The sequence below is a fragment of the Agarivorans sp. QJM3NY_30 genome, from assembly GCF_050870855.2.
GTDB lineage: Bacteria > Pseudomonadota > Gammaproteobacteria > Enterobacterales > Celerinatantimonadaceae > Agarivorans.
The window spans coordinates 1,353,632-1,377,960 of record NZ_CP194038.2 but is presented as its reverse complement, the minus strand read 5'-3'; the positions used below and the strand labels follow the sequence as shown (position 1 = coordinate 1,377,960).

Annotated in this window: 22 protein-coding genes; 11 read left to right on the top strand and 11 right to left on the bottom strand. The window is 43.2% G+C overall.

What is annotated here, in order from left to right; genetic code table 11:
* Positions 1 to 121 precede the first annotated feature (121 nt).
* The 3 genes from ACRRSX_RS06325 to ACRRSX_RS06315 form a co-directional block, all read right to left on the bottom strand.
* Complete coding sequence (locus tag ACRRSX_RS06325) at positions 122 to 430, bottom strand: DUF1272 domain-containing protein (protein WP_432454042.1); 309 nt, start codon at positions 428 to 430, stop codon at positions 122 to 124.
* Between the two features lie 104 nt (positions 431 to 534).
* Positions 535 to 936 carry a GFA family protein gene (locus ACRRSX_RS06320; protein WP_432454043.1) on the bottom strand — a complete coding sequence of 134 codons (402 nt, stop codon included), beginning with the start codon at positions 934 to 936 and terminating at the stop codon, positions 535 to 537.
* Between the two features lie 450 nt (positions 937 to 1,386).
* On the bottom strand, positions 1,387 to 2,139 hold the full coding sequence (locus ACRRSX_RS06315; protein ID WP_432454044.1) for an SDR family oxidoreductase: 753 nt from the start codon (positions 2,137 to 2,139) through the stop codon (positions 1,387 to 1,389).
* A gap of 79 nt (positions 2,140 to 2,218) precedes the next feature.
* Here ACRRSX_RS06315 and ACRRSX_RS06310 point away from each other — a divergent pair, with 79 nt between their 5' ends.
* Positions 2,219 to 2,611, top strand: coding sequence for a winged helix-turn-helix transcriptional regulator (locus tag ACRRSX_RS06310; RefSeq protein ID WP_432454045.1), 393 nt, complete (start codon positions 2,219 to 2,221; stop codon positions 2,609 to 2,611).
* Positions 2,612 to 2,720: 109 nt separating this feature from the next.
* On the opposite strand, the gene ACRRSX_RS06305 is transcribed toward ACRRSX_RS06310, so the two are convergent.
* The 3 genes from ACRRSX_RS06305 to ACRRSX_RS06295 all read right to left on the bottom strand — a co-directional run bounded on the left by ACRRSX_RS06305 (position 2,721) and on the right by ACRRSX_RS06295 (position 6,871).
* Positions 2,721 to 3,557 carry a CvfB family protein gene (locus ACRRSX_RS06305; RefSeq protein ID WP_432454046.1) on the bottom strand — a complete coding sequence of 279 codons (837 nt, stop codon included), beginning with the start codon at positions 3,555 to 3,557 and terminating at the stop codon, positions 2,721 to 2,723.
* A gap of 107 nt (positions 3,558 to 3,664) precedes the next feature.
* Positions 3,665 to 5,584 (bottom strand): methyl-accepting chemotaxis protein, encoded by a 1,920-nt coding sequence (locus ACRRSX_RS06300; protein WP_432454047.1) that lies wholly within the window; start codon positions 5,582 to 5,584, stop codon positions 3,665 to 3,667.
* Positions 5,585 to 5,977: 393 nt separating this feature from the next.
* Complete coding sequence (locus tag ACRRSX_RS06295) at positions 5,978 to 6,871, bottom strand: AraC family transcriptional regulator (protein WP_432454048.1); 894 nt, start codon at positions 6,869 to 6,871, stop codon at positions 5,978 to 5,980.
* Positions 6,872 to 7,022: 151 nt separating this feature from the next.
* Between ACRRSX_RS06295 and ACRRSX_RS06290 the strand changes: the two genes are divergently transcribed.
* Complete coding sequence (locus ACRRSX_RS06290; protein WP_432454049.1) at positions 7,023 to 8,186, top strand: PLP-dependent aminotransferase family protein; 1,164 nt, start codon at positions 7,023 to 7,025, stop codon at positions 8,184 to 8,186.
* Positions 8,187 to 8,316: 130 nt separating this feature from the next.
* On the opposite strand, the gene ACRRSX_RS06285 is transcribed toward ACRRSX_RS06290, so the two are convergent.
* Entirely contained in the window at positions 8,317 to 10,050 is a 1,734-nt protein-coding gene (locus ACRRSX_RS06285) for a GNAT family N-acyltransferase (protein ID WP_432454050.1), read from the bottom strand.
* Positions 10,051 to 10,167: 117 nt separating this feature from the next.
* Here ACRRSX_RS06285 and ACRRSX_RS06280 point away from each other — a divergent pair, with 117 nt between their 5' ends.
* Positions 10,168 to 10,656 carry a DUF6942 family protein gene (locus ACRRSX_RS06280; RefSeq protein ID WP_432454051.1) on the top strand — a complete coding sequence of 163 codons (489 nt, stop codon included), beginning with the start codon at positions 10,168 to 10,170 and terminating at the stop codon, positions 10,654 to 10,656.
* A 185-nt stretch (positions 10,657 to 10,841) separates the two neighbouring features.
* A complete protein-coding gene (locus ACRRSX_RS06275; RefSeq protein ID WP_432454052.1) occupies positions 10,842 to 11,393 on the top strand; it encodes an acyl-homoserine-lactone synthase in 552 nt (183 codons plus the stop codon).
* Here the strand turns inward: ACRRSX_RS06275 and ACRRSX_RS06270 are convergent.
* The gene (locus ACRRSX_RS06270; protein ID WP_432454053.1) at positions 11,390 to 11,836 is read right to left on the bottom strand and encodes a DUF4902 domain-containing protein; all 447 of its coding nucleotides are present in this window, start codon (positions 11,834 to 11,836) and stop codon (positions 11,390 to 11,392) included. The two genes, ACRRSX_RS06275 and ACRRSX_RS06270, sit on opposite strands and share 4 nt — an antisense overlap.
* A 151-nt stretch (positions 11,837 to 11,987) precedes the next feature.
* On the opposite strand from ACRRSX_RS06270, the gene ACRRSX_RS06265 reads away from it, so the two are divergent.
* Positions 11,988 to 12,692, top strand: a complete 705-nt coding sequence (locus ACRRSX_RS06265) for an autoinducer binding domain-containing protein (RefSeq protein ID WP_432454054.1) — start codon at positions 11,988 to 11,990, stop codon at positions 12,690 to 12,692.
* A 367-nt stretch (positions 12,693 to 13,059) separates the two neighbouring features.
* The gene (locus ACRRSX_RS06260; protein WP_432454055.1) at positions 13,060 to 13,725 is read left to right on the top strand and encodes a trimeric intracellular cation channel family protein; all 666 of its coding nucleotides are present in this window, start codon (positions 13,060 to 13,062) and stop codon (positions 13,723 to 13,725) included.
* Here ACRRSX_RS06260 and ACRRSX_RS06255 read toward each other — a convergent pair.
* Together ACRRSX_RS06255 and ACRRSX_RS06250 are read right to left on the bottom strand one after the other, a co-directional pair.
* Positions 13,722 to 14,900: a 3-phosphoglycerate dehydrogenase family protein gene (locus tag ACRRSX_RS06255; RefSeq protein WP_432454056.1), complete on the bottom strand. Its 1,179-nt coding sequence runs from the start codon at positions 14,898 to 14,900 to the stop codon at positions 13,722 to 13,724. The genes ACRRSX_RS06260 and ACRRSX_RS06255 overlap by 4 nt on opposite strands.
* Positions 14,901 to 14,982: 82 nt before the next feature.
* Positions 14,983 to 16,098: a phosphoserine transaminase gene (locus ACRRSX_RS06250; protein ID WP_432454057.1), complete on the bottom strand. Its 1,116-nt coding sequence runs from the start codon at positions 16,096 to 16,098 to the stop codon at positions 14,983 to 14,985.
* Positions 16,099 to 16,400: 302 nt separating this feature from the next.
* Here ACRRSX_RS06250 and ACRRSX_RS06245 point away from each other — a divergent pair, with 302 nt between their 5' ends.
* The 4 genes from ACRRSX_RS06245 to glgC all read left to right on the top strand — a co-directional run bounded on the left by ACRRSX_RS06245 (position 16,401) and on the right by glgC (position 20,277).
* Positions 16,401 to 16,928 carry an NUDIX hydrolase gene (locus tag ACRRSX_RS06245; RefSeq protein WP_432454058.1) on the top strand — a complete coding sequence of 176 codons (528 nt, stop codon included), beginning with the start codon at positions 16,401 to 16,403 and terminating at the stop codon, positions 16,926 to 16,928.
* A gap of 295 nt (positions 16,929 to 17,223) precedes the next feature.
* Positions 17,224 to 17,772, top strand: coding sequence for an acyl-CoA thioesterase (locus ACRRSX_RS06240; protein WP_432454059.1), 549 nt, complete (start codon positions 17,224 to 17,226; stop codon positions 17,770 to 17,772).
* 302 nt (positions 17,773 to 18,074) lie between these two features.
* The gene (locus ACRRSX_RS06235; protein ID WP_432454060.1) at positions 18,075 to 18,704 is read left to right on the top strand and encodes a hypothetical protein; all 630 of its coding nucleotides are present in this window, start codon (positions 18,075 to 18,077) and stop codon (positions 18,702 to 18,704) included.
* 319 nt (positions 18,705 to 19,023) lie between these two features.
* On the top strand, positions 19,024 to 20,277 hold the full coding sequence (glgC, locus tag ACRRSX_RS06230) for a glucose-1-phosphate adenylyltransferase (RefSeq protein WP_432454061.1): 1,254 nt from the start codon (positions 19,024 to 19,026) through the stop codon (positions 20,275 to 20,277).
* A gap of 83 nt (positions 20,278 to 20,360) precedes the next feature.
* Here glgC and ACRRSX_RS06225 read toward each other — a convergent pair whose 3' ends face one another.
* Positions 20,361 to 21,599: an EAL domain-containing protein gene (locus ACRRSX_RS06225; protein WP_432454062.1), complete on the bottom strand. Its 1,239-nt coding sequence runs from the start codon at positions 21,597 to 21,599 to the stop codon at positions 20,361 to 20,363.
* Positions 21,600 to 22,908: 1,309 nt separating this feature from the next.
* Here ACRRSX_RS06225 and ACRRSX_RS06220 point away from each other — a divergent pair.
* Positions 22,909 to 24,315, top strand: a complete 1,407-nt coding sequence (locus ACRRSX_RS06220; RefSeq protein ID WP_432454063.1) for a PepSY-associated TM helix domain-containing protein — start codon at positions 22,909 to 22,911, stop codon at positions 24,313 to 24,315.
* Positions 24,316 to 24,329 lie beyond the last annotated feature (14 nt).

Here is a 24,329-nt window from a genome sequence, read left to right as displayed (position 1 = left end):
CTTATATGGCGATTCAGCTCAGAATAACCCGTCACCAAAGCCGCTATGAGTCATATAACGCGAATAACTGCACCCCGCGATAAAGCAATGCAAACCTATAATCATGATGTAAATTGATACATCATCGATCTTCCGGTTTTAGATGTTTAGCGCTTGCCGAAAATTGTTTCAGTTCTTCGATACTATATTTGCTATGCACTCTTTCAACTGAAGCAGGCTGGTGGCCAATACTTACGCCAGTGCGCCTCGCCATTTTAGGGCGAATAGGACGAGAGACAAAGCCACCACCACAATTTGGACATACATTTTCTAATATCTCACTTACACATGCGACACAGAAAGTGCATTCGTATGTGCAAATCATTGCCTCTGTAGAATCTGGCGCTAAATCTTTATCACAGCACTCACAATTAGGTCTAATTTGCAGCATATACTAACGCCAAGTTGATAAACACGAAGCTTCTGTATGCGCCGCTAAAAATAGAAGCAAAGCCACATGAAAAAACGTCATCGAGCCCACAATTGATAGATACTTTATTCAGGACGCTCTGCAAATTGAGGTAAGTCATCGTGAATATCATCCCATGAGGCTTTACTGGCCACAAAAATATGACTCGCCTTTTCGACAGCGATGTCATCATCCAAAGTACCCACTCGAAGCCGCAAAATTTCCGGTATAGACATACGCTGACTATATATTGGCGAACCACAAGTGTCACAGAAAAAACGCTTCGCATCGTCTGACGAAGCATAGCTCCGTAAAAGGTGCTCTCCTGCCAGCAAATTAAAATCAAGCGACTTAACCGGAGCATTTAATGCGAAGGCAGAACCATTAGACTTTCGACATTTACTACAGTGACAAAACATGGCTGGATTTAGTTCTCCATTAATCTCGTAGCGGATCCCACCGCATAGACAACTGCCTTTCAAACTCATATTAGTTTCTCTCTTTACAAATCAACAAAAGTAATCAGACAGCCATCCTAACAACAGAATTTTCCACTGTCGAGAACCGGATAAGCATGGTTCAAAGCAAGCTAAATCGATAAGCCAAGTCTTAAAAAATCTATGGGCTATTTACGATCGACAGGAGTATCCAATTGATTTAAAAACAGAATAAGCATCAACTACGAAAATTCTATGTCTAATGTATGCCGCGCATATTTATACCTGAACTATGTATGGGGCGCACAGGCATATCGCCTGCCAATATAGCCCCTGTTAAAATCACCAGTCACCATAATATTCAAACCTCAGTGAAGGTTTCAGGCGCCGCTCTTTGTTGGCTTCTAAAGCAAACCATCAAAGTACCAACCAACCCTCGTTGACACTTTGAGCCAAATAAATCGTGATAAACTTATCAAGCCTCGATAAGCGAAAATCTGCTTATAAATTGCCGACGCCTCCGTCGATCAACAATTCAGATCCGAGCATATAAGCTGACTCATCCGAGGCCATAAATACTGCAGCTTGTGCTAATTCCCACGGTGAGCCCATTCTTTTTAAGGGGACCAATGCTTTTACCTCTTCAATCAGAGCCTCGCGTTTTTCTTTCGACAAGCCAAATTTATTAAAAGCATCCGTTTGCGTTGGACCAGGGCTAATACTATTGACTCGGATCCCTCGATCTTTGAGTTCGCCGGATAAGGTTCTCGCCAAAGAGATCAGCCCCGCTTTGCTGGCTGCGTAAACACTGCTTTGCGCTAAACCTATTTGAGCGGAAACACTACCACAGAGAATAATTGATGCAGAGTCGGATAATAGTGGTAACAGAGATTGAATCAGAAAAAATGGGCCTTTTAAGTTCGTATTCATCACTTGATCAAAACTAGTTTCATCCCAGTCTTCCAGGGGCTTATGGGTCACATCGCCAGCATTGATATAGACAATATCCAGCTTGGGAAATTCATCCATTAAACGCTGTGCTAATTCTGCTTGCTGCTCAACATTACAAGCATCACTTTTTAGAACTAAGGCCTGATTTCCCAACAGCGCTTGAGCATCAACTAAACCTGTTTCATTGCGACCAGTCACTGCGATAGTGGCACCTTCCAGCTGAAACTGTTTGGCCGTTTCTAAACCAATCCCGGCAGTACCACCAGTAATGAGTGCATATTTATTATGGAGTCGTTTTGTCATGAGCTTTACCTTCACAAGTTGCCTAAGGGGGAGGCACATATTATTATCCGACTTGTATCATTTAGATAGTAGGTACCAAATGGATACCAAAGAGATAATTAATATGAGAGACCAAAAACTTCAAAAAAACTCACGCTGCCCCATGGTAGATTTTGTCAATATCGTGTCCGGAAAATGGGCCATCCCAATTCTATACCGATTAATCATCACCGATGACGTGATTCGCTTCGGGGCTTTACAAAGAGCGATCGGTACGATTACTCAGAAAGAGCTGACCAAACAACTCAGAGCATTTGAAGTTTTAGGGATCGTATCAAGGCATGTATATCCAGAAATGCCACCTCGTGTCGAATATCAAATTACCGAGCTGGGTAAAACCTTAAAACCGACCCTCGATTTACTGGCACTCTGGATGAACGAACATCGGGAGGAGCTATTAACAAATATGCAAATTCAATCTGATAATACTTAAGCTCAAATACCGAAGAATTGAGTGGATGCTCATAGGATAATGAGCATCAGAGAGAAAACCTTGTTGTAGTCGAAAACCTAAGCTGGCCTCAACCCATTTACTCTTGAGTTTAGTCGTCTTTATTTAACACGATGCCGGTTTTGCTAATGGTAATTAAACCGTCTTTATATAAACGGCCAATGGCTTTTTTGAAGGTACCTTTACTCACCCCAAAAATGGCTGAAATCGCTTGTGGTGAACTTTTATCGCTGAGCGCCAAATAGCCCTGTTCTTCTCTTAACTTAGCTAAAATAGTATCGCCAATATCAATCGCTTTTTGAATACCGATGGGCTCTAAGCTCAAGTCGAGTTTTCGGTCATCACGTACTTTTTGAATATAACCACGGCAGGCATAGCCAGCACGGATCCGCTTAAACACTTGGTCATAATACAATACGCCCCAATGCTGATGGTTAACCACCACTTTGTAGCCTAACTCCGTACGCCCAGCGACTAACAAATCCACTTTATCACCATCTTTGTAGTGATGGTCTGACTTATCAATATAACGATCTAATTTATTGCTCGCAGCAATACGTTGTTCATTATCGAGGTAAACATAGACCACATAATGACGGTCGACTTCCATCGGTTGCTGCTGCTCTGCAAAAGGCAAGAACAGATCTTTATCTAGACCCCAATCGAGAAAAATACCGACATCATTAATATCTTTCACTCGCAAGTTAGCGCACTGGCCCACTTGCACCTGCGGATGCTGTAAAGTGGCGATGAGGTTACGCTCACTATCACGATAAACAAATACCGATAAGCTATCTCCAAGCGCCAGCTCGGGCTGCACTTCTTTGGATGGTAATAATACATCGCCAAACTCGCCACCATCTAGGTAGGCACCTAAGTCAGCCATTTCAATCACGGCTAATTGATTAAGGCGTCCAATTTCCAACATGCTCACTCTCTTGTTACGTTCAACCGACTCCTGCTGAGCCAAGATGTCAGTATAACATGCTAAAAACGAATTCTAACTAATGCCCTCACTTTAATACAAAGGCTTCGCTAAGCGGGTTTAAGAGTGTTCACAATGGTTAAAACCTGCAAACTAACATCCGATTCAATTTTGGTAGCGAGCTGATAGGCCGATTCCACTTGAGCTTTCACAGTGTTCATTTTACTGCTGAAACTTCCCATGTGTTGACTCTGCTCACGAATGAATTGGCCTGCTTGATGCGCCACTTTTACCGAAGTTTGTGCCTGCTCCCTTACTTGATAAGTAGTTTCCATCAACTTAGAGGATATTTGTTGTTGATGTTCACTGGCCTGTTCAATCCCGCCAATATTCACCTCTAGCTCAGATGACGAGCGCTTAAGATGCTGTAAAATGGCGGTGATTTCTTCCAGCGACGTTTGGGTCCGCATCGATAAACTTCTCACCTCTTCGGCCACAACCGAGAAACCACGGCCGTGCTCTCCGGCCCGCGCCGCTTCGATTGCCGCGTTTAGAGCCAACAAGTTAGTTTGGTCTGCAATATTGCGGATCACATCCAAAATGGCACTTACATCACTGACCGCTCCCACCAAACTGGCTAAAGAAGCGCGACCCTGAACAACCGCAGTACTGGTTCGCTGATTGGCATCAATAACTTGAGCCACATCTTGCTGGGATTCATTCATCGCATGTTCGGTCGCGTTTGCATTATGCTCCACATCACTGGAAATTTGATTTAACTGCTCGGTCAATTTCCCTAGTTGCACCATCAACAGTTGCGACTCAGAGACCTGATGATCAGTTTGCTCAGAAGTTAAATAGACTTGGCGCACCTGTTCAGAAACAGCGTCAAGTGAATTGGAAACCACCGACAACTGTTGATTTTTAAGTTTCTCTAACTGCTCTTGTTTGGCCAGCAACTGGTTAAAGAAAGTCGCGATTTCACCTATTTCAGTGTTATCACGTCTCACTCTTAAGCGTTCGATCAGGCCATTTTGTACCAACATAGCAAAGCCATTTCGTAACTCGCGCAAAGGTGTTAGCACCGTGCGCTTCATAACCCATTGCATCACTACCGCAATCAATAAAATCAAGCCCGCCACACTATAAAGAGTCGCTGCCACTCGCTGCATCACCGCATCTCGCTGTTCGAGCACTTGCAGCTCAGCTTGGTCAATCTGTTGAGTCAACTGGTTTATATCAGCAAGCAGTGCCTCACGCATGATGTTTCGCTGCTGAATTAGCTCAGCAGAAGAGTTGAGCTCTTTCGGATAACGTTGAATTAGGCTGTTAAGTTCAGCCTTTATCTCTTTGACTAAATCGACTGCCTCATCAGGATCTCCGAGCGAAAACTCATCCACTTCAACCTCACTCATCACGCCCAGTAAAGGTAGTTTATTGACTAATTCAAATTGTTGTCCGAGCTGTTGAAGCGCATCATCGTAAGCCTGCTTACTTTGAGCCGAAGCACTCGCGAAGTAGCGATTGCGCTGCATCGACAAAGACGCCACCATATTCAGCAATTCACTGCCACCAGTGATATAGGCCTTGGCTGAATCGTCATATTTTGCCGCTAAACCGTAATCAATAAAACTATCGGCCCAGCCTCGCATCTCTCGCTCAGCATTAATCAATAAACCCTGCTCATTGCCGCTTAATTTACCCAGAGCCAAGTAGCGAGTATGCAAAGACTCAAGCAGTTCATTCAACTGCTGAGATAAATGACTAAGTTTCAACCCTTCAGTACGAGCCACTAAATCTTCTAGTAAACTCTCTGCATCACTCAATTCGATGGCATTACCAGTGCTTAAATAGCGATTCACCTTTGCCACTAAGTGCTGATTAAATTGTGACTTGAGCGACTGATAGTGCTGCAACTGTTGGTTTGATACATTCAACTTCGCTAAAGAAAAATAGAGGGCAACAATCAGTATCGAGCTCACTGCCAGTAAGGAAAAAGCAGATAAGCTTGAAAACTTTGAAACTCGCATAAAAACTCCTAATACAACTAACGAAGCGCTAAAGCCGCTCTGGCATTCGAGGGGTCATTAACCTTTCGAATTTAACTTTCGCTCAATTTTAAGGTTTCTTGAGCTCTGTGCAGGTCAGCGGTGTTCAACAAGTAACGAGCAACAAAGCAGCAAAACGTTTGGCGAAACCCTCTAAGCAATGCTGATAATGAACGCCGTCAGCAAGCACGACTAAGCCATCCAAAACAATCACAAATCGTCGACCGATGTTCATGTTATTGGCAGCTATTAGGCTCCAAATTAAGTGGCGATATTATGAAGGAATTATGACAAATTAATGACAGCAAAAACGAGGCGAAGAGATCACACAAAGATCCAACCAAACGCTAACATCGGCTCAATCATATTGCTCATTTAGAGGGTGATAGGCACACAAAGCTGTAACTCAAAGCGTTCTTCAGGATCAATAAACTGACATTGTTTATAACGTACAAAGGCCGGAATATTACCCATACGATAACCGCTATTCGGTAACCATTGCATATAAAACTGATGCAGCATTGGCAGTAACTCTCCATATTGTCCAGCCACTTCCATAGTTGCATGCATGCCGCCAGGAATCGTTAAACAACTTACAGGGCCACGGCGAATAAACGGAGTGTCCACAGCAAGACAAGCAACATAGTGGCATAAGGGGGCAGGCACGATATCGGGATTAGAATGGTATAAGCCCAAAAGCTTGTCCTGACTCCAATCAATCTTCTGACTATCGGCCCAAACCTGAAGCTTTTCGTAGGCTTGGCGAATGCTGCGATCGTAGCCTTGATGGCGCACATAAGCCACAGTTTGCGCCTCTAAACGCCGAACACTTACCACTGGTAAACTAAGCGTTTGTGCCTGTCGCATCCGTTGCTGTAATTCTTCACTCCAACTTTGCTGATAGTTTGCTTGACTATAAACACTGTAGCCTCCTTCGCGCCATTGCCGAGGAGATTGCCCAAAATGTTTCTTAAAAGCCTGAGAAAAAGAGGCTGGAGATTGAAAACCGCAACTTAGAGCTGCATCTTGCACCGTCAAATGAGGTGAAAAAATCAGTAAGTTGGCACAACGCTCTAAACGCGTACGCCGAATATAATCGTTCACACTTTCCCCGGTAAGTTGTTTAAAACAACGATGAAAATGAAACGGCGAATAAGCGGCGATAGCAGCTAAGGCTTTGGCATTCAGCGGCTCGGCAATGGTTTGATGAATATAATAAAGCACGTCATTGATCCGGCTTTGTCTATTTACATCGGTATTCAATGACATAGCACTTCCTAAAAGTATTCGCTCAACACATTTATCCAAAAATAGCACAAATGGACAAGAGTTTGCACATAAATACTAATGCCTTATTGGGCTGAGATCTGTAATGATGTGCCCCTGTAAACGCAACCTAACAACCATAATAGAGCAGCTCATGATAGAACAAAGCAATCGGGTAAAGCAGACCAAAGAGTCTTACATCCGTAATATCCTAAAAGTAATCCAGCAACCTGGTATGCTTTCGCTGGCTGGCGGTTTGCCAGACGCCAGCCGTTTTCCGCAAGCTATCTTGGCGCAAGCAGCCGCCGAGCTTGCCGAACAACCAAGCATTTATCAATACGGTGCCACCGAAGGACTAAGCGAACTACGCAATTGGTTACTTGAACATGTCGCGCTGGCCGATGACGTAATGGTCACCAGCGGTTCACAACAGGCTCTGGACTTAATTGCGCGCTGTTACTTAAACCCTGGCGACCAAGTCCTTTGCGAAGCGCCCAGTTATTTAGGCGCATTACAAATATTCGACCTTGCCGAAGCACAAACGCTAACGGTAAAGAGTGAATCAGATGGCCCCAACTTGGCAGAGCTGGAACAGCTATTAGCAAGCCAGAAAATCAAGTTATTCTATGCCGTTCCCGATTTTCAAAACCCAAGCAGCTGCTGCTGGAGCCTGGCCAAGCGCCAAGCAGTGGCCGAACTGCTAGCCAAGTACAAGGTTGCCTTTATTGAAGACGCCCCATACCGAGAGTTACGTTTTGAAGGAGCAAGCTTACCGACCGTCACCGAGCTCTGTGATGGGGATGCTTTTTACCTAGGCTCATTTTCTAAAATCGCCACCCCAAGTATGCGGGTAGGTTATGTAATGACCTCCAAAGAATTGCTCGCGCCACTGAAGAAAGTAAAACAAGCCAGTGATTTACACTCTGCGCTACCAATGCAAAAAATGTTGTTATCGACCATTTGCCACCCTGATTTTAAGCAACATCTGGAACAATTAACCCAGCATTATCGCAGCCGAAGAGACGCGCTGGTAAACGCCCTCAACACGCATCTCAGTGACTATGTTGAATTTACGATACCTGAAGGCGGAATGTTTGTCTGGTGCCACCTAAAACGACACCAAGCCCATCAGGTAGCCGCCGCAGCTCTAAAAGAAAAAGTCGCGGTGGTTCCGGGTGATGAGTTTTGGCCAGCCAATAGCGAAATTCACGACCAAGCAATCCGCTTGAACTATACTGCCCTCGACGCTCCGCAGTTAGAGCAAGCAGTCATCCGCTTAGCAAGAGTCATGCAACAAAGCGATATCACCGCGGAGTAAGATAAACTCAATAGTCTTTACTTCTTAAATATAACCCAAAGAAGTAAAGACCTATTGCGCTTCGAATAGCTTGATATGGACACCAACTACAAGCTGAATAAAGCCCTCAGAATAAATCGAACACAGTTGTTTAAACAGCCGCTTCAACCATAAGGTGACTCTCGATATAACGGGCGCGCTTCTTATCTTTTAGCTGGGTTAAATCAACCAAGACCAAACCATCAATACATTGGTTAAAATCAGGGTCAACATTAAAGTCGATAAATTGTACACCGCCTCGATGACATAATTCCGTATATTGCTTAAACAGAGTGGGTACAGCGGTTCCCATACTGGCAAGCGCACTTTTTAACTGGGCAAAGTCGGCCTTATAATCCTCGCCAGAAAACGAAATATGAATATTATTCTTGATCTGTTTCGCCCGCTGGTAAGGCTGACGCGAACGGGCAAATACCTGTGTTGCCGGAAAATAAGTTTGGTAGAAATAAATGAGTAAGTCTCGACCCGCTTCCGGCATGGCCGCACTTATGCTGACCGGGCCAAACAAATAACGATACTGTGGATGACGGGCCAAGAACGCACCAATCCCTAACCATAAGTAATCTAAACTTCGCTTTCCCCAGTACTTAGGCTGAACAAAGCTTCGCCCAAGCTCTATACCTGATTCAAGAAAACCACAGCTGTTAAGATCATATTCAAAGAGTGAATGGCTATACAGAGCCTCTACCCCCAGTTGCTTTATTTGACGTTGACTATCGGCAAAACGATAAGCACCGGCAATTTCTAACTCTTCGGTATCCCAGAGGATCAAGTGCATATAGTGGGCATCATATTTGTCGGTATCGTTACGCCGTCCCGTTCCCTCACCCACAGCCCTGAAAGCCAATTCACGTAAACGACCTAACTCCGACAAAATCACTGGTTGTGTATTCCCATAACAAATATAAATCCCCTTTCCATCGGGAGTCTCTCCGATTTTTTCGAGTTGCTTAATCGCTTGTTTGAGAGGAAGGCGTTGTTCAGGGTGGGCTATTGCTGCTTCTGTTTGAAATAGACCTTTTTTATTATTGCCAATTCGATAGAGGTGCTTTTTTAATAACTGAGCCTGAGTCGAACGCTCTAACCCACTCAAACCAAAACTTTTAACTGGGATCTGCTCACCAACCACCATCGAAAAAACCTTATTTCGATGGAAAAAAAGCTCTTTCACCAATAACAGCGTCGACAAGGGACGATAGATTAAGGAGCTAATATAGAACAACCAGCTATTTTTAGCTTTTACACAGATGGGGAGCAAAGGTGTATTGGTTTTCTTCGCAATACTCACAAAACCTTTAGTCCACTTACCATCGAGCACCTTAATGCCCTTGAGTCGCGATACTTCCCCCGCAGGAAAAATGATCACAGCGCCTTCATCATCGAGTAATGTTCTAATCGCATTTAATTGCTTACGTTGGCTATTGCCTCGCATATTATCTACGGGTAACAACAAATCAGCCAAAGGCTCAATCGCAGAAAGAATTTCGTTAGCCACAATTTTAACATCATGGCGCACTTGGCTTACCAGATGTAATAGCGCCAAACCATCGATGGAACCAATAGGATGATTGGCAATAATGATGATCCGACCTTCACTAGGGATCCGCTCATGCTCATTCTGGTTAACTCGGTAACTTATATTTAATTCAGTAAACACTTGCTCAATAAATGCAACTCCCTTTAAATGGGGATGTTTATCGGCAAACGCTTGAAATTCATCTTCAAACAGTATTTTTGAAAAGAACCACTTCGCTAAGCGATGGCGACGCGGGTGCTGAACTAAGCTAGGAAAATGTTGATTGAGTACTTGTTGCGCAGAAATCATGATTCTCTCCCTGTATTCGTCGCTAGGCTAGAAGCCAAACATGACAAACAAGCAACAGAAAAATGGCAATTATATGACAAGCAATAAGCAACAAGAGGAATCACAGGGGGAGAGGAAATGCCAAAACTAGCGGCGAAAAACAAGCTTTTTATCGGCTGCGAACAAGCCCATACGGTTTTATATCTGCACAGCAGTTTGCCAAACTTACCGGAAAATTTTGAGCAACTTGATTCCGCTATATTGACTCAGCAACTACTGCTCAACAACAATAACAATTGGCGAAAAATATTAACGATCTATGCCAAGCTAACAGCACCAGATGATAACTGGAGGGAATACCTACAACAGGGCTTACTGGCAGAGCAACAAATCAACTTTGGCGACAAAATAGTCAGCAAAGCAAAACAACACATCATTGCAGGTAAAAACAATTGGCAACGATTTGACCATATCGTGCAGCCCAAAGATGTTATAAGTCATAAAAAATTACAATTTATCGCCGCGAATATTTTACTCTGTCCCTACCCCGATTACCGCCAGTTCCCCAATATTTTAGTCGCCGAATACCGACGCTGGCAAGATGAAGCTAAGAGGGACGATTTCTAGGTTACTGAAACATATACAAGTTTACAAACTTCATATCTAGCTAAAAAAAACAAACCCCTTACTGATAAAACTAACAAAAACAACAGCATAGCTGATCCTTGACAAATTAGCTAGCTGTCATATTTGACAGTTTAAATTATCAACAAGCTGAATTGTACTCATAGCATCATCATAAGGAGATGCTCATGAACTACGTTAACGGCCTTGCCGAACAATTACCAGCAACCACCATGAATCACTTAAATCATTATCGGCATCAAGTCTTCGTTGAAATGCTTGGCTGGGAACTGAATACCCCAAAAGGCATCGAGCAAGACCAATTTGACCGCGACGATACTGTCTATGTTATCGCTAAAAATGAGAAAAATAACATCAGTGGCTGCGCACGCCTGCTTCCGACAACTCAACCTTACTTATTAGAAGAAGTCTTTCCCGAACTACTCAATGGCCTGCCTTGTCCAAAACAAGATGACATTTGGGAACTATCTCGCTTTGCCGCTGTAGATTTTGACAATGATAACGAAGCGCCAACTCAACTGATGTCTAGTCAAGCACTCGGCTTACTCACAGCAGCCATCGAGTGTGCCAAACAGCATGGTGCCAAACGGCTTATTTCAGTGTCACCTTTAGGCATCGAACGGATGCTCCGTCATGCTGGATTTCGTCATCACCGAGCCGGCCCTCCAAAAATTCTCAACGGTTACGCTCTATTTGCCTGTTACATCGATATTAACTAACGCAACTTCATTGGAGACTCACGGTAACGCTTACTGATCGCCTCCGCGGTAATCTTTTGCCATGGTAAAAGATTGATTACGGTTATCAATAGCTCATCATTTCGACGAGGGCTCACATCAAGCCCTTGTTCTAATAACTGAATATTACTTCGCGGTAAGGCTTTCACACAACACGTCATTTGGCCGTCACGCCATAACCAATGCCAATCCCAACCGAGGGTGATCGCGCACCTATTTTCAAATAACCATTCGGTGTACCCCGAAAATGAGGCTCGTTCACTTTCAAAATCTACCGCGCTAACACTATCTAAACCCGATATTATATGCTCAAATGTCAATGCTGATAGCTGCTCTACAGTCAAACGAACTAAACCATCAGGGCAAGGCGTGACTAAATAATCAATAGCTTTGACAACAATTTGTCTACTTTCCCGTATTTTCATTATTTATTTTTAGTTATATGAAGCTTAGCTCATAAAAACACGCGCAAAATTTCGCTTCAATTGTCAACATTAACAGTTGCGCTATACTCAATTTTAAACAGGTTTATATTTATGCGTCATATTTGCATAGTTACAGGAAGATAAAGGATTCATGGAAGCTTGGTTAGAAGAACAATTCTGTTTACTAGAGCTGCAAGGCTCAAGTAGCGATTTTTTTGCTGAACTATCAAAAATCACCAACGCATTAGGCTTTGATTTTTGCGCCTATGGTCTACGGATCCCCTATCCATTATCGGCGCCTCGCACCGAAATGCTCAATAATTACCCGACAATATGGCAGCAAACCTATAAAGAAAATAACTATCTGGAGATTGATCCCACAGTACATCACGGCATGACCTCGCAACTCCCTATCGTTTGGAGTGACCAGTTATTTGCTCAAACACCAGATTTAATGGAAGACGCTCGAGCCGTAGGTTTAGAATATGGCTGGGCTCAATCATCAAGACAAGCCAACGGCACAGTCGGAATGTTAACACTGGCAAGATCAACAGAAATGCTATCACCCGCAGAGTTAGTTCGCTATCGCTACCAACTGCTCTGGTTAACTCAGGTTACCCATCACGGTTTATCCGCTAGAATCACTGCCGAAAAGCTTCAGATCCCGGTACTTAGTCAGCGAGAACTAGAAATGCTGAAGTGGACAGCAGATGGCAAGACATCAGAAGAAATTGCAACGATTTTAAGCATCACTGCTCGCACCGTGAATTTTCATATAAGCCAAGCAATGCGTAAACTCGAAGTCGTCAACAAAACTGCGGCAACGGTTAAGGCTGCGGTCATGGGACTGATTTAATCCAGTAAAAACATTAGCAGTCAAAATAAATTGTAGGCAACTCTGTTTCATGAACCATGATGAGTTGAGATAACAAGAGTTGAACCTCGATGCGAAGAGTGCCGAGTGAACAAATTTAATAACGATCCGACTTCCTAGCCAAAAATAAAAGCCGACATACCTTCACTTCAGTAAACCTTCAAGTTTGCACTATTGCTTCATTCATTCCATATCCGCTCATGATGCTATAAATTAGAATTTTTCAGCAAATCCAGCTTCATCGAAATAAACCTTAATCAACAGCCAAAATATTCACAAAATTCTAACTGCCGCTAAAGTTCATCAGCAACTATAATCGTTACACTTTCTTTTATTGTATTTGTGAATCATGATCTTAGATTTTAATTCAGCCTTATATCAATTCGGCTTAATCGCAGTGTTTGTGTTTGCCTTAACTGGCGCTTTAGCGGCCGCCAAACGCGAATTGGATATACTTGCCTTTGTTTTTGTGGGTATCGTCACGGGCATTGGCGGTGGAACGATTCGCGATCTCTTACTACAAACCGAAAAAATATTTTGGATTGCTGATCCTAGTTATCTAAGCGTATGTATAACCGCATCGGTCATGACTTATTTCTTCGCCCATTGGGTGATTAGAATTGACCGGTTTTTATTGTGGCTAGATGCTGCGGGTATCGCCTTGTTTGCGGTACTCGGCACCAGCAAAGCACTGAGTTATGAAGCTACGCCTCTGGTCGCCATACTCATGGGGGTGATTAGCTCTACGCTTGGCTCAGCGATTCGCGACTTAATGTTACAGACAAAACTCGTGATTTTTGAACCAGAAATCTACGTAACTGTTTGTCTACTTGGCAGTACCAGCTATGTACTATTAGGCCTATTAGGCGTCAACGAAGTCCATAATATTTTGTTATCAAGCAGCGCTGCGTTCTTACTTCGTGTATTAGCGCTCCACTTTGAGCTTCGCTTTCCCAGCTTCAAACTATCTAAGTTACAAAACCGGGAAATCAGAAAACAACAAAACAAGCCTTAGGCATGCTCGCCAATAGCGTTCACATGAAATACGTGATCGATAGCCGCGATCGCATCTAACATCTGCTGAGTTGCAGGAATATCAATATCCATCAGCGTATAAGCGATATCGTTACGGCTTTTATTCAGCATATCGACCACATTAATATTCATATCCGATAATAACGCTAATACCTGGCTTAATATTTTGGGCACGTTGTCATTGGCAAAAGCAATTCGGTAGCCTTCACTGCGACTTAATTTAATACTGGGAAAATTCACCGAGTTGTGAATATTGCCATTCTCCAAAAAGTCGATGAGTTGACGAGCCGCCATAACCGCACAATTTTGTTCCGCCTCTTGAGTGCTCGCGCCCAAATGTGGCAGCATTAAAATTTTGGAGTGCTTCATTAAATTCACACTGGGAAAATCAGTTACATACAGAGATAAGTGCTGCTGGTCCAAGGCCGTTAAGAGTGCATCTTCCTCAACGATGCTACCACGAGCAAAATTAAGTAATATGGCACCTCGTTTGAATTCACCGGTATTATCTCCATTAATCAGGCCTTGCGTATGTTGATTGGCAGGCACATGAAGGGTGACATAATCACTAGCATTTAATAACTGCTTCAGTTCTTCGGCACATTCAATCTCTGAAGATAGGCGCCATGCTGCTTGAATACTTAAGGCGGGATCAAAACCCACCACTTTCATCCCCAAAGCTAAAGCGGCGTGAGCAACGGCCGCACCAATCGCTCCGAGCCCGATGACGCCTAAAGTTTTCCCTGCTAATTCAGAGCCCACAAAACGCTTCTTTTCTTGCTCGACACTCAGCGCAAGCGCCTTCGCATCCATGGTGGGTAATAAAGAGTCAATAAACTGCCAACCAGAGACCACGTTACGAGCACTGATTAACATCCCGCCTAATACTAATTCTTTAACCGCATTGGCATTAGCCCCTGGTGTATTAAATACAACAACCCCTTGCTTGGTACAACGTTCAATCGGAATGTTATTCACGCCGGCACCACAACGTGCGATAGCTTTGACCGCTTTGGGAATATCAAAGTCATGCAAATTGGCGCTGCGTAACATAATGGCATCCGCTGTCGCTAACTCTGCTGCGACTTGATAGTCACTTGAAAAACAAGCCAGCCCTTGCGGATGAATATGATTGATAGTACGAATACTCGGCATACAGTTTCTCCCTAAACAACCTAAATGATGTTTCCGTGACAAACTGCAGCACGAAAGAATAACTAAATAGTTTCCTTAAAACTTAAAGGCACACCTGAGCATAAGCCCACTTTAACCATGGCATCAACGCTTGCAAATCTTGTTGTTCTACAGTGGCGCCACACCAAATACGCAGTCCCGCAGGAGCGTCTCTATAGGCTCCGATATCGAAAGCAACCTGCTCTTGCTCAAGCAAACTCATGATCTCTTTTACTTGGTCAGGGCTAGCATCGAGAGTCAAACAGACACTGGTATTAGAGAGTGTGTTCTCTTGTTGAGCGAGAAAATGGATCCAATCATTTTCAGCGACAAATTGCTTTAAGACTTGGAGGTTTTGCTGCGATTTATTAATACTTTCGGCAACTCCGCCCATCGATTCAACCCACTGGAGTGCATCGACATAGTCTGCCACACATAACATCGACGGCGTGTTAATCGTTTCGCCTTTGAAGATACCTTCAATGAGTTTTCCTCCTTGAGTTAAACGAAAAATTTTGGGCATAGGCCAGCTAGGTTGATAACTTTCTAAACGTTCAACAGCCCGTGGACTAAGAATAATCACCCCATGAGCCCCTTCTCCACCGAGTACTTTTTGCCAACTAAATGTAACCACATCTAGTTTTTCCCAAGGGAGGGGCATCGCAAATACCGCCGAAGTAGCATCACAAATGGTGAGCCCTTCGCGTTGACTATCAATCCAATCTCCATTCGGTACAGCGACACCAGAAGTGGTGCCGTTCCAAGTGAAAATACAATCATGTTCCGAGTTTGCTTGATGTAGATCTGGTAGCAAACCGTAATCACAGCTGTAATGCTGGACCTGCTCTAACTTAAGTTGCTTAATCACATCGGTAAACCAACCTTTACCAAATGACTCCCAACTGAAAATATCCACCGCTCTGGGGCCTAGCAAAGACCACATAGCCATCTCCATGGCGCCCGTATCAGACCCTGGAACAATCCCCACCCGATATCCTTCGGGTAACAACAGTAACTGTTGAGTGAGTTCAATTGCTTGGGAAAGAGTCGCTTTGCCTATTTTACTTCGATGGGAGCGTCCAAGTGTCTCAATATTCAACTCAGCTAATTGATAGCCAGGCCTTTTGGCACAAGGGCCTGAAGAAAAATTGGGGCAATTTGGTTTCAACTGGGGTTTCATTATTGGTCCTTGTAAACAAGAGCATTGAAGGAAATAGAAATAAACTGAGGCAGTATATGTCAGACCCAAGACGCATAAAATGATTTAGAGCCAATTTTGTTTGCGAGGTAAAACTTCAAGATAATCAATGGACTTAAAACAGCAAACCATTACAATCAAGCGTATAAACGGCAAATAAACGCTGAGTGCGCTATGTTTAACTAGTTACTTGCTATTTACTACTAGCGACTACCCCAATCTCCTTTGCAAACCCTGTATATATCGTTACCATTCATCCATAAACCGTTAAATAGCGATAAAATGTGAATCGATTTATTCCCCAATACTGCCCTCAATGTGGTCAAGCGAAGCTACAGCAAATCGATGTTAAACAGTGGTCTTGCAACAGCTGCCAATTTGTATATTTTCACAATATGGCCTCAACCGCGGGGGCTATATTACTCTACCAACAACAAGTACTGCTGGTTTCCAGAGCGGTTAAACCGCAAAAAGGCGATTGGGATCTACCAGGCGGCTTCGTTGAATATGGGGAAAGTTTAGAGCAAGGTTTACAACGCGAATTATATGAAGAATTACAACTATCGGTAGAACTACAATCGCTACAATATTTTGGATCTTTCGCCAATCGTTACCATTATAAACAGGTGCTTTATCATACTTGCGACAGTTTTTTCAGCTGTAAGCTGAATCAGCAGCCCAATCTAAAAGCCTTAGATGATGTCGCAACTTGGCAGTGGCATCCTATTGCAGCACTTCCCTTTCATAAAATAGCCTTCAGCTCTGTACATCAAGCCCTGCTGCAATTGCAGACTCAAGTTCAAACGGTCTGATGACCGGCTCAGCATAAACGGCATCTTCTTAATACCTTGCTTTGGATGAATGTAGCGAGTCTTTCGGCTTGTAACTTAAGCACTAACTGTCAAGTATAATGCGTGAAATATATCGGATAAAACCAGATGCTTACAGCACTCACTATTTAAGTTCAAGTGCCCTAAACTTTCAACAAAATCACATCTACACTGCACTCATTCTAATCACACCAATCACCAGCGCATACGCCCTTCGCTTTACTCATCCGACCAGATATGTTAAACAGATGTAAACAGTTTGAGTGTGAGATTTACTATGAATTTATATTTTCGTTTATTCAGTCTGCTATTTCGTCACTGGTTCAGCTCAAAATCAGCAGCGTCAGTCAGCGAAGACTTTGTTATCTCCCTACGGGCGCTACCCTTTGACTGTGATGCCAATATGCACCTAACCAACTCCCGCTATCTCGCCTTCGGAGACTTAGGGCGGATCGACATGATGCTAAAAACAGGATTGGCTGCCGCGAGTCTTAAACAACGTTGGTTAGGCGTAGTGAATGCTCAGTCGATCACTTATATCAGACCCATTAAACCACTCAGCAAACTAGAGTTGCATAGTAAATTACTCGGTTGGGATGAAAAATATTGGTACTTTGAACATCGTTTCATTGGTCAAGATACCTTGTATGCCAGTATCTTGGTTCGGGGGGTATTTATTCGAGGAAAATCTGTCATAACGATGACCGATTTACTTCATCTAATCGGCGATACACAGCCATCACCAGAGCTCCCCTTAAGGGTGATACACTGGAAGCAGCTGCTCTCCACCAAAAAGCAAGAATCAGCGGTGGTACTGCAACAATAGCTTGAACACATACGCTAAACCCAAATTCCATTACAGGCCTAAGCGTATTCAATCTTTCAAAATAACGCTTACTGACTAAGCCGTTTGCTCATGGTACTCGCCATGCTAAGTAGCCCCCAAAAGAGCCACTGGTCTTAGAGATTTCTTTAAAAATGGAGCGCTGTCCACCATACTCAAGTTTAAAGCTAATCATTCGTAGCCTTATGAAAACATTCCAACTGCAACTCAACACGATTTTTACAGTGCTATGCATCTATGTTTTCGGTAATCACCTCGTACAGGCGAAACAAATATCACTTGCGATGAGCAGATCGATCCCGCCTTATATCATTGAACAACCTCAGTCGGGTATACAACTAGATATCATTAGGCAAGCTTTCCTAATTGCAGGGCATCAAGTAAAACAAGTGGTTTTTACTTCAAATTTACGAGCTGAACGATTGATGGAAAAACTTATGGTCGATGCCATCGTTAATGCCCCTACTACCAGTAGAAATTTTTACCTTTCTGAACCCGTAATATTTTACCTAAATACAGCTATCACCCTTAAAGCGAGGGCATTGCCGCTAAACCATGTGGCTCAACTCAGCCAGTATAAAGTGATGGCTTTTAAGAATGCGATAAACTCTCTTGGCGAAGACTACACTAAAGCGATTAGCAGAAGTGAACTGTACACCGAAGTGGCTAATCAACATGCTCAACTAGAACGCCTCTACCGCGGCCAAGTGGACGTGATCATCATTGATAAACGTATCTTTGCCTACCTTAACCAAACCCGAATGCCCGCAGGTCAACAACTCCCAGAAGTAAGCTTTCACGATATATTACCCATTTCACCTCGTTTACTTGGATTTCACAACGAACAGCTTAGAAATCAATTTAACCACGGATTAAAGAAATTAAAAAACCAACAGCCTCAACTTTTCAAATAAAAATTGAATGACTGTTTGAATTTGGAGAAAGAGATTACCAATCAAATAATTAATATATATAATTTAGTATTACAAATAACAAAATGTTTAATAACCCATTCTAAAAACGATAAAACAAAACCACTTAATGATAGAAAAGACACTAAAATTCTGATATAAAAAAGAGAATAATCGCTAGTAAAGACTTTTTATCAGAACAAGCTGTTATTTTTATTTAATATAAACCTCAAAATAAATAAATGTGTCATGTATAGACGTTACATTTACTTTGAAAAGGTTATCATGGGCTATCTAATCTCGTTGTAAGGAAACATTGGAGATGTCTGAAAACCGTTATTCTCATACTTCCAGTAACCGCCTCGTCAGGCGTACAGTTGCCCTTGTCTTGGCTGGAGGCAAAGGCACTCGGCTAAAGCAATTAACCAGTAGAGTCGCAAAACCAGCGGTATCATTCGGAGGAAAATATCGAATTATCGATTTCACGCTATCGAATTGTATAAACTCTGGCGTGCGTAATATCGGTGTATTAACCCAATACATGGCCCACGACCTGATTATGCACCTGCAATCGGGCTGGCAAATTCAAAACCCGGCACTCAATGAGCGAGTGTCAATTATTCCCGCACAACAGCGCACTGGAGAAAACTGGTATCGAGGAACTGCCGATGCCGTGTATCAAAACCTAGATATTATTGATCATGAGCGTTACGACCGAGTGCTAATCCTCGGCGGCGACCATATTTACAAGATGGATTATTCTCGAATGATAAACTTTCATGCAGAGAATGATGCCGATGTTACTGTCGCTTGCATTCGTAAACCAATTTCTCAGGCCTCTTCTTTCGGCGTCATGGGCTTGGATGAAGAGGGGCGAATCGTTGATTTTGAAGAAAAGCCCGAAAATCCTAAGTCTGACCCAGGTAATCCAGAACAAGCCTTAGTTTCAATGGGGCTCTATATATTTAATATGGATGTACTGGATCATGAGCTACGTGAAGGACTAATAAAACCCGGTTACTCACATGACTTTGGCCACAATGTGATCCCAAATATCCTAAAAGACCGGAAAGTATATGGTTATATTTTTGCCGCAAAAGGTCATCCAGGACGCATCGCTTATTGGCGAGATGTGGGAGATATCGATGAGTACTTTGCTGCAAATATGGACTTAGTCGCCCCAGATCCAGAGCTAGACCTTTATGATCGAGAGTGGCCCATCATTACCGATCAAAAACAACGGCCCGGAGCCAAATTTATTTTTAACGAAGCCCAACGTCGCGGTTATGCAACCGATTCATTACTTTCTGCTGGGGTAATCGTATCGGGAGCCAAAGTTCACCGTTCGTTATTGTCATTGGATGTGAGAGTGGAAGAACATACTGAACTTGACCAAGTGATCGCTTTAAACGGATCAAGTATTGGTAAGAACTGTAAGATAAGACGCGCGATAATTACCGAAGACTGCATCATTCCCGATAACACAATCATCGGCTATGACAAAACTGAAGACCATCGTCGATTTACCGTTTCTGCAGATGGTGTAATCGTTGTTTCCAGTGACATGCTACGTTAACAATAGAGACCATTGACCTTTTGGGGTCAATGGTCATTTAATAAGCACTTTACCTTACAAATAAAAATTCCGACAGGCGGTGATTACTCTACAAACAAAGTATCATCTTGCACCTTACAATCGACCAGCAATATCAAGTCTTTCGCTAAATATGTACTAAAAGTTTTACACATTTCTTGGCTGCTGGAATCGCGGTAAATCTTAGATAAAATCAGTTGCTGAGGTTTAATCGAATCTAAAGCCACTAAGGCATGGAAATAAGGACGAAAGCTCCAATTTGCACCAACCAGTCGATCATCTTCAACGATGTCCTGTTCAGTCACATCGTAATTCGGAGAGACTTGCGTGCCATCCACCTTACATAGAAAATAACGGAGGATCCCCACTTCAGCGAGTTGTTGACTCATTCGAGGTATCGATTGCACATTTTGCAGATGATGTTTTAACGCCAAAACCTGTGATTTAACATTCACATTATGCTTCACTGTCTGCTGAGTCCGTAGACTTTTACGCTGCAGATAACTGGCTAATAATTGCTGAACCTTGGCATGACTCAATTGAGCGGATAAAAAATCATCACTGGCCTTGAAAAATAGCCACCCTTGCATGTAACGCGCCCCACACTCCACTCCAAAATGAAACTCTTGCTCTGATTCCACACCTTCACAGATTAACTCACACCCTGCACGCTGCACCAACTCAGAAATAGATAACACCACATCCGCAGGCAAGCCGCCTTTAGCTGCGTCCTTAAACAAACGCATATCCAATTTAATAATGTCGGGTTCAAGCGCGATAATTCGATCAACTTGCGAGGCTCCTACCCCAAAATCATCAATCGCCACCCTTAAACCTGCACGATGGTAATCTTTGACAACTCGTTGTAGATTATCGATATTACCGCTAGCTTCAGTGATTTCAATGACAACTTTTGAGGGATCAATATTCAGCTCATCGATCATAGAAATCGTGGGAGTGCAGATATTTTTGCTCAACATATCGACCCAATCAGGCACAATATTAAGCGTAATGAAGCCTTGTTGTGATGACTGAGCAAAATGCTCTAACGCCTGTCTACGCACATTGCGATCCACCTGACGACGATTGTTCAAGGTATATTCCTGATTAGAAAATATTCCTCCGGCGCTTAACACCTCTCCCAGTTTATTTTGAGTACGAGCCAAGGCTTCATAACCGGCAATTTGCCCCGTAGGAAGAAAAACTATCGGTTGAAAATGCGGAAAGTAATGCAGCGGATTTAACACCCGCTGCTTAGTCACCTGCGTCGCAGAATTAATGTTGACTATCTTTCGACCGCTCAAACCCGATCCCATACTATCCGTTTACCCAATATTTTATAATTAACCTGAAAGAGGTCACTTAGCAAGCACAAAACACGCCAATATAATTTATTTCGCAGTTAATAACTCTGTAAATAAATCCTCGATCCGTTGCTCAATGTTTCACTTTTACCATCAAATAATCTTTAAACGCGCTGTTAAGCATCTCAATAAAGCTTTGTTCATCGTCATGATAGAGCGAGGGTATAGCGACCATCTCAACCAAATAAGAGAACTGCTGGAAGCATTCTATCTTCGAACATTGATTTCCCTTTGAGAAGAAAACTATCTCATTACAATAAGATGGGTGTCGAAAAGTGGGGCAAACTCCAAAGAAATCCTTCTTCGGCACACTTGTGGCTCATGATCACCTTCCACAATCATCCTCGCATTTTGGTTTGGCCTTTAGCTCACACTTTATCCAACTGCTACAAGACACCCTTAAGACTGCTTTACTGGCTCTAGGAATAAACCAACCCTGCACTATACTTCGCTCTCAGTCTGTTTCAAAAATCCCGTTTGCAGTCAAACATCAAAAGCCACGCACTAAATTGGTGCAAAACATCCCAAGCTTGGGTGACTCAAAGCGCGAAAACCATAATCAGTTTCATCAGATTCACTATCGGATCTTTTTACTTTTGTAAAATTAAAATCAAATCCAAAGACTCATGACTCAATCACCTCCAGCACTCACCCTATCAAATGATAATAATTACTTGCAAGCTTTCAAATGTTAAATAGAATCACCCCTTCGGTTAAAAAGTAAATTCAAAGCTCTATATTTACCACATAGAGTGCGACACAACTCATGGAAGAATTAACATAAACAGAACATTTTTTAAACACCTAATGATTTCAGCATGGCTATTTTGCTGGTTGCTGCTTTCATTAATGCCTGCCATCAATGCACATAGTCGCGCAGCTGGTGTTTGGCTGTCGGTTTGCACCCTCAGCGGTTTTAAATGGGTACAAATTGATGAAGGAAGCGAACAACCCGCAGATACTGTTCATTCAAAGCAGTGCTTATTCTGTCATTATTTTCCATTTCACAACGTCCTTTTAGCAACATCAGTTTTTCAACGACTGTTCATAATGTCTAACGATGATAACTATATTTTTATGGTTCGCTTCCATCGTTACCTCATCCAAACACCGCGCTCTCCACCAGCATTTAGTAACGCCTGATCATTATTTAATATGAAGCCATACCCCTTAGCCATACCGGAGTCGCGCGACTTAGGTATCACTACGGGGGCTTATGCTTGTGCCTAAAACATAAAGGATGAATGAAATGTTGCGCAGCACCTCTACAGAACGGACGAACACCGAAAAACAAACAGCAACCAAGACCAAACGCTACTATATGATTGCCTGGCGTTGGCACTTTTATGCGGGACTATTTGTGGTTCCCTTCCTACTGATGCTATCGATTACTGGCTTAGTCATGCTCTACGACGACGCCATCGAGCAAGCCCAGTTTGCAGATATTATTCAGGTAAAACCATACCCCACGACCGTATCCCCGGCCGCACAGCTTGCAGCAGTTCAAGCAAGCTACCCACAAGCCACAATACAACAATACATCACGCCAGCGAGCGCCACTCAAGCTAGTCGGTTTGCTGTCAAGGCAGCAGGAGAATCCTTATTCATAACCGTAGATCCCTATACTGGTAAAGTTCTCGGGCAGATCAATCGAGACCAAAGCTGGTATAACTTAGCCAATAGCATTCACGGCAGCTTATTGCTCGGCGATATTGGAGATCGACTGATAGAAATGGCCGCCAGCCTTAGCATCGTGCTATTGATTACCGGAATTTACCTATGGTGGCCACGCGATAAAATCAGTAAGTCAGGATTGTTCAAAATTAGATTCAACAACAGTACAAGAATAATGTGGCGTGATTTACACGCTAACGTAGGCTTAGTAACCTCAGTATTTTTATTATTATTCTTAATCTCAGGACTCTCATGGACCGGTATATGGGGGGCTAAATACGTGCAAGCATGGAATAGCTTCCCCGCACAAAAATGGGATGCGGTGCCACTTTCAACACTCAACCACGCCAGTATGAATCATAGCCAAACCAAAGAGGTTCCTTGGAATCTTGAACAAACGCGACTACCTAGCTCAGACGATACTGGCCAACCAGCCAAACAGCACACCAATCTCAATAGCATCGTCAACTTTGCCCAACAACATGGGTTCACTCGGTTTAGGATCAACTTACCCAACTCAGCTACCGCAGTATATACCGTCTCAGCCAACACCATGAGCGGTGATATAAGTGATGCCACTCAAGACAGAACTGCACACCTAGATCAATATTCGGGACAATTATTAGCCGAAGCGGCATGGTCTGATTACAGCCTAATGGCTAAATTAATGGCTGTAGGCATTGCTCTGCATCAAGGAGAGATGGGCTGGTTAAATGTCCTGATCGATACGCTTCTCTGCGCAGCATTTATTTTGATTGCGATTTCGGGTGTGGTGATGTGGTGGCTACGCCGCCCTAAAGGGGTATTAAAACTCGCTGCGCCTCCCTTACCCACCAACATGCCACTTTGGAAAAGCGCGGCGCTAGTGATGTTCGCCGTATCGTTGATGTTTCCAATGGCAGGACTGTGTTTACTAAGCATCTTACTATTAGATTTTGTTATATTGTCGCGGATCCCACGACTAAAAAGCTTTATAAGCTGAGAGTCTTAAAATAC